Annotated in this window: 6 protein-coding genes; 1 reads left to right on the forward strand and 5 read right to left on the reverse strand. The window is 71.3% G+C overall.

Annotated features, from left to right (window positions below; all coding sequences use genetic code 11):
- Nucleotides 1-258 precede the first annotated feature (258 nt).
- On the reverse strand, nucleotides 259-1,101 hold the full coding sequence (locus ABTZ89_RS35100; protein WP_270951418.1) for an amidohydrolase family protein: 843 nt from the start codon (nucleotides 1,099-1,101) through the stop codon (nucleotides 259-261).
- A 196-nt stretch (nucleotides 1,102-1,297) separates the two neighbouring features.
- On the opposite strand from ABTZ89_RS35100, the gene ABTZ89_RS35105 reads away from it, so the two are divergent.
- Complete coding sequence (locus ABTZ89_RS35105; RefSeq protein WP_351053070.1) at nucleotides 1,298-2,251, forward strand: N-acetylglucosamine kinase; 954 nt, start codon at nucleotides 1,298-1,300, stop codon at nucleotides 2,249-2,251.
- A gap of 3 nt (nucleotides 2,252-2,254) precedes the next feature.
- Here ABTZ89_RS35105 and dapA read toward each other — a convergent pair whose 3' ends face one another.
- The 4 genes from dapA to ABTZ89_RS35125 all read right to left on the reverse strand — a co-directional run bounded on the left by dapA (nucleotide 2,255) and on the right by ABTZ89_RS35125 (nucleotide 5,233).
- Nucleotides 2,255-3,097: a 4-hydroxy-tetrahydrodipicolinate synthase gene (gene dapA, locus ABTZ89_RS35110; RefSeq protein WP_351053073.1), complete on the reverse strand. Its 843-nt coding sequence runs from the start codon at nucleotides 3,095-3,097 to the stop codon at nucleotides 2,255-2,257.
- Between the two features lie 31 nt (nucleotides 3,098-3,128).
- Nucleotides 3,129-3,797: a DUF3159 domain-containing protein gene (locus ABTZ89_RS35115; protein WP_351053076.1), complete on the reverse strand. Its 669-nt coding sequence runs from the start codon at nucleotides 3,795-3,797 to the stop codon at nucleotides 3,129-3,131.
- Between the two features lie 360 nt (nucleotides 3,798-4,157).
- Entirely contained in the window at nucleotides 4,158-4,892 is a 735-nt protein-coding gene (locus ABTZ89_RS35120; RefSeq protein WP_270951422.1) for an ESX secretion-associated protein EspG, read from the reverse strand.
- Nucleotides 4,893-4,957: 65 nt separating this feature from the next.
- Nucleotides 4,958-5,233 carry a hypothetical protein gene (locus ABTZ89_RS35125; RefSeq protein ID WP_351053080.1) on the reverse strand — a complete coding sequence of 92 codons (276 nt, stop codon included), beginning with the start codon at nucleotides 5,231-5,233 and terminating at the stop codon, nucleotides 4,958-4,960.
- Nucleotides 5,234-5,448 lie beyond the last annotated feature (215 nt).

The raw sequence follows: 5,448 nt of genomic DNA on the forward strand, positions 1-5,448 counted from the left end.
GTCGCGACCCTGTCGTTCCTGATCGTCGGCCTCGGCTTGATGGGCCATGACCTGCGGAACCATCCCCCACCGCTGAAGCAGGAGTGGCGGACTGAGGTTCCGCCACTCGCACCGCCACGCAAAACGAGTCCTTCAGACGACGAAGAAACGAAGAGCCCGCCTCACCGAGGGGGCGGGGTAAGGCGGGCATCGTCAGGTTACGCCGATCGGAGCAGGCCGCAAACGTCGAGATGCGGGTGTCGACAGAGGCGAAAGTCCTCAGATGTCGTACACCTCTCGGGCATTCCGGTCGAACACCGCCGAACGCTGCCGGTCGTCCAGGTCCGCCGTCAGCTGCTTGGCCACGTCGATGACCTGCCCGTACTCGGCGGCCAGCAGGCACACCGGCCAGTCGGAGCCGAACATCAGGCGGCGGGGCCCGAACGCCTCCAGCACGACCTCGGCGTACGGCGCCAACCTCACCGGATCAGGTTGCCGGGCCCAGTCGTCCTCGGTCACCAGACCGGACAGCTTGCACACCACGTTCGGGTGGGCAGCGAGGGCTCGGATCCGGTCCGCCCAGGGCTGCAGCTCACCGCTGGCCACCGGCGGTTTCGCGCAGTGGTCGAGCACGAAGGTCAGCTGCGGGAACTGGGCGACCGCCTTGACCGCGGCGGGCAGCTGGTCCGAGCGGACGAGCAGCTCGTAGACCAGTCCCGCGTCCTCGACCGCGGCCAGCCCCTTGAGCACGTCGGGCCGGACCAGCCAGTCGGGGTCGGACTCGCCCTCGACCTGGTGGCGGATGCCCTTCAGCCAGCGGCCGGACGGGTGGATCTGCAGCCGGCCTATGCGTTCGCGCACGTCCCGGGCGGTCAGGTCGACCCAGCCGACGACCGCCGCGATGCGGTCGACCGAGTCGGCCAGCACCAGCATCTCGGGGGTCTCGTCCGGATCGGAGACCGTCTGCACGAGCACCGTGGCGTCCACCGAGGTGCCCTTCAGCGCGGCTTGCAGGTCGGTGGGCCGGAAATCGCGGCGCAGCGGATCCATCTCGGGCCCGACGATCCACGGCTGATCGCGGACGTCGAGGTCCCACAGGTGGTGGTGGGCGTCGACGGTCATCGGCCCCCCTCGTCCACTTCGGACGGTGCCGCGGCGGGCCGCGTTCGGGCAAGGTCGACCATGGTGCTTCTCCCCGACTGATCATGCAAATGCTCGATGTATAGCCGTTCGCGAACGCGGAATCCAGCCGTTGGCGATTTCGGTCATGTTCGGCCTCCTTGTCGTACCGATCACTCGAAGCGCGTAGAAAAGGCGCATGCACCGCGATGCGGAATTCGTCCTCGGCCTGGACGTCGGCGGCACCAGCAGCCGCGCGCTGGTCAGCGATCTGTCCGGCCGCGTTCTGGGCTGCGGCGAAGCAGCCGGCGGCAACCCGAACTCGCACCCGGCCGACGAGGCGGTCCGGCAGATCGCCACCGCCACGCTGACCGCTCTGCGCGACGTCGACCCGGCGCGGGTGCGGGCCGGCGTGATCGGCATGGCGGGGGTCAGCAAGATGGCCGATCCTCAGTTCCGCGAACTGTTCGAGCGGGAGTGGGCGCGGCTCGGCCTGGACTGCGGGTTGCGCGCGATCAGCGACTCCGAGGTGGCGTTCGCGGCGGGAACGCCGGAGCCGACCGGCACGGTGCTGATCGCGGGCACCGGAGCGATCGCCGCCCGCATCGAGCAGCACCGGCTCACCAGAACGGTCGGCGGCTACGGCTGGCTCCTCGGCGACGAGGGCTCGGCCTACTGGCTCGGCCGCGAAGCCGTCCGCGCCACCCTCGCCGCCCTGGACCGGGGCGAAACGCTGCACGGCCTCACCGCAGCAGTCCGCGAGACGCTGCTCCCCGACAACCCCGATGCGCAGCGCAAACAGCTGATCAGCGCGGTCAACTCAGCGCCCCCGATCCGGCTCGCCGAGCTCGCACCGCTGGTCACCAAGGCCTCCGACCCCACGGCCACGGCGATCATCGACCACGCAGCGCGCGTGCTCGCCGACACCGCTGCGGAAACCCGCACTCCCGACGATCGCACGCCGATCGTCCTGGCCGGCGGCCTGGTCGCCCCGGCGAACCCGGTCGGCGAAGCCCTCCGCGCCGAACTGACGTCCCGGGGCTTCCCCGAACCGCACACCGCAGGCCCCGGAGCGGCCGGCGCGGCCTGGCTAGCGGCCCACGACCTCACCCCGGACCCCGCAGCCCTCCACGCCCGCCTCCTCCCGGCCTGACCGTCAGAGGAGGTTGAGGTCGGCGAGGGCCTTGCGGATGACCTCGAGTTCCGTGTCGTCGGCCTCGACGAGCGGCAGGCGGACACCTCCGACCCGGTGGCCGAGCAGGTTCAGCGCCGCCTTGACCGGGATCGGGTTCGTGGTCACGCCCATTGCCGCGAACAGCGGCTTGAGCTCGGCGTCGATCTCCGCGCGGTTCTCCGGCTCGTCGACCATCCGGCGCATCTGGTCACCGACCAGGTGGCTGGCCACCAGGATGCCGCCGCAGCCGCCGAGGTCGAGCGCCTGCGCGAAACCGTCGTCGTTGCCCGCGTACAGCCCGAGGCCGTCGATCTGGGCGAGCGCGGCGTTGTCCGCCTGCTTGACGTAGTCGAGGTGCTCGACCTGGGCGAGCTCGGCGAGCAGGTCGTTGTCCAGGGACAGCCCGATCCGCGACGGCACGTTGTAGAGCACCACCGGCTTCGCGGTGGCCCGCGCGATCTCGGTGAAGTGGGCGATGAGCCCGCGCCGGTTCGGGCGGTTGTAGTACGGGGTCACCGACAGCACGGCGTCCGCGCCGAGCTCGACGGCCTTCGCGCTCATCGAGCAGGCGTGCGCGGTGTCGTTCGAGCCGGTCGAGGCGATCACCGTCGTCCCGGCCGGGCGCTCGGCGCAGGCGAGCTCGATCAGCCGCAGGTGCTCCTCGGCGGTGAGGGTCGGCGCCTCACCGGTCGTCCCGCAGACCACGATGCCGTCCGAGCCGTGGTCGACGAGGTGCCGGAACAGGGACAGGAAGGCTTCTTCGTCGACGCGCTGCTGCTCGTCGAACGGGGTGACGATCGCGGTGATCACGCTGCCGAGAGACATGAGCGCATTCTGCGCTCGACGAATCCGGCTGTCACTCCGGGGTGCGCGGATGCCGCAGGCCCGGGTGGTCCGCGGGCAACGACCGGCGCACGACCCACCAGCTGCCCGCCACGCAGACCGCCACCAGCGGCCAGGTCAGCACCACCTGCGCGATCGTCAGCGGGCCGATCCAGTCGACCAGCCAGAGCGGGATGAACACCACCAGCCGCACCACGTACTGGCCCACCCACACCCAGCTCGCCCGGCTGTAGGCGCGCAGCAGATCCGGGTCCTGGCGCCACCGCCGCGCTTGGCCGAGCGCCGTCCCGACCACCACGCCCAGCAGCGGCCAGCGGATCGCGATGCTGGTCATCCAGGCGAGCGCGCTGAGCGCGTTGGTCACCAGCCGCGGCAGGAAGAAGTCCACCGCGTCCCCGGTGTAGAGCGCGATGAGCGCACCGAACGCGACGGCCAGCAGGCTGATCAGCACCGCCAGCGGACGCGCCCGCTGGGACAGCCGCCACCCCGCGACCACCGCTCCGACCGCCACCGCCACGAGTCCGCCGACGGCGATCGACTCGCCGCTGAGGTACCAGCCGAGGCCGAAGGCGACGGGCGGCAGCATCGCGTCGATCGCGCTGCCCCGACCACCGAGCAAGCGCATGAACGAGTCGCGGTCGTCCGGTGTCTCGACGATCTCGGCCTGGCGGTCCTGGGTCACGACCCCCAGCCTGCCCTAAGGCTCACCTTCCTCGCACCCGCCCGTGGCACGCACCTCCCCTCCAGCACGGCCCGAGGGGCTCCGCGGGACCACAGTTTCAATTGAAACTGCACCCCGGCGGACCACAGTTTCAATTGAAACTGCGGTCCCGGAGCACCCAGCCGGACCTCCCGGCCGACGGCTTCGGAAGGCCGCGGACGTCGTGCGGTGGGCTGGGGGCTGGGGGCGGTGGACTGGGGTCCGCAAATTCAATGGAAATCGGACCTCTGATTTCCATTGAAATTGCGGAAGTTCTCCACAAGGACCCGGGCCTGTCCACAGGTGTCGGCGTGTCGGGGACCGACATGGCCCGGCGCGTCGTCAGATGCGGTTCTGGCGGGTGCGGTCGAGGAGGGTGGCCAGTTGGCCCGCGATGGTCCGCTTGTCCGCCGGGCCGCAGGTGATCACGTCCCGGCCTTCGGCCCGCTCGCCCTGGAGCGCGTAGCGGCCCTGATCGTTGTCGAACCAGATCAGGTTCGGCTGGCGGGGGCCGTTGCGCCGGTCGCCGCTGACCACGAAGTGGCCGAGGCGGAACTTCTGGCGCGAGGTGATCGCGCGCAGCTCGGCCAGGCCGTCGATGTCGGCGTCGGCCGGATGCCCGCTGCTGCGATCGGCCACCGCGCGCACCGGGTTCTCCGTGCCCAGCGGAGCGTCAGGCAGCAGGTCCGCGCACGCCCGCGGCAGCGCATCCGGCGCCAGGAAGCTCATCCGCAGCCCGCGGCCGTCGAGCACCCCGACGACGCCGACCTCGCCGGTGGCCACCACCCGCGCCGCCAGCCGATGCCCGGCGCGCACGTCCAGCAGACCGGCCGCCGCGATCGACACCTCGGAGCTGCACAGCAGGTAGAGCGCGTCCTCGACCTCCGGCTCCGGACGCCCGTTGCGCGCCAGCCCGGTGGACTCCAGCTCCTGCCAGACCTGCTGCACCAGCCGGTTGCGGTCCTCGCCCAGCTCCCCGATCCGGGGCAGCTCGAACGGGTACTGCCGCACGGTGAGGTTCAACTGCTCACCGAGCAGGTCGACCGCGGGGATCGACAAGTTGATCGTCTCGACCATCGAACGCTCATTTCGGAGTCTGGGTGCAGCGGCCGGTGCGGGTCGGCGCACCGGCCGTGCCCGCGCTAGAAGTCCCGGTAGCTCGACGGCGCTTCGCCCAGCACCGGCGGCGCCACCAGACGGCTGCCGCCGTCGCCCTCGTCGTCGTCGAAGAGCTCGTCGGCCTCGATCAGGAACTGCGGCACGACGGTGCTCCCGCTCTCGCCCGGCTTGTAACCGGCGCCGACCTGCAGGTCGTTGTCGTTGCGGCGCTCTTCCTTGAAGTCGTCGGCCGACCACGTGGTGTTCCGGCCGTAACCGGCCCGCGCCGAACCGCCCGTCCAACCACCGGACGAGCCCATCGGCCCGAACCCGCCGTCGGCGCGCTGCGCGAACTTCGGCGCACGCGCCGCGACCGGACGAGCCTCCTCCTTCGGCGGCGGAGCCGGAGCGGGCTCAGGCGGATGCGGCGGCTCCGCGCGCGGCGGAGCCGGCTGCGTGACACCATCGGCGGATCGCTGGCCAAGGCCACCGAGGACGCCGACAGCCGGTCCGCGGCGCTGATCGCGTTCCTGGT

The sequence above is a fragment of the Saccharopolyspora sp. NPDC002686 genome (genome assembly GCF_040295745.1).
GTDB lineage: Bacteria > Actinomycetota > Actinomycetes > Mycobacteriales > Pseudonocardiaceae > Saccharopolyspora > Saccharopolyspora oryzae.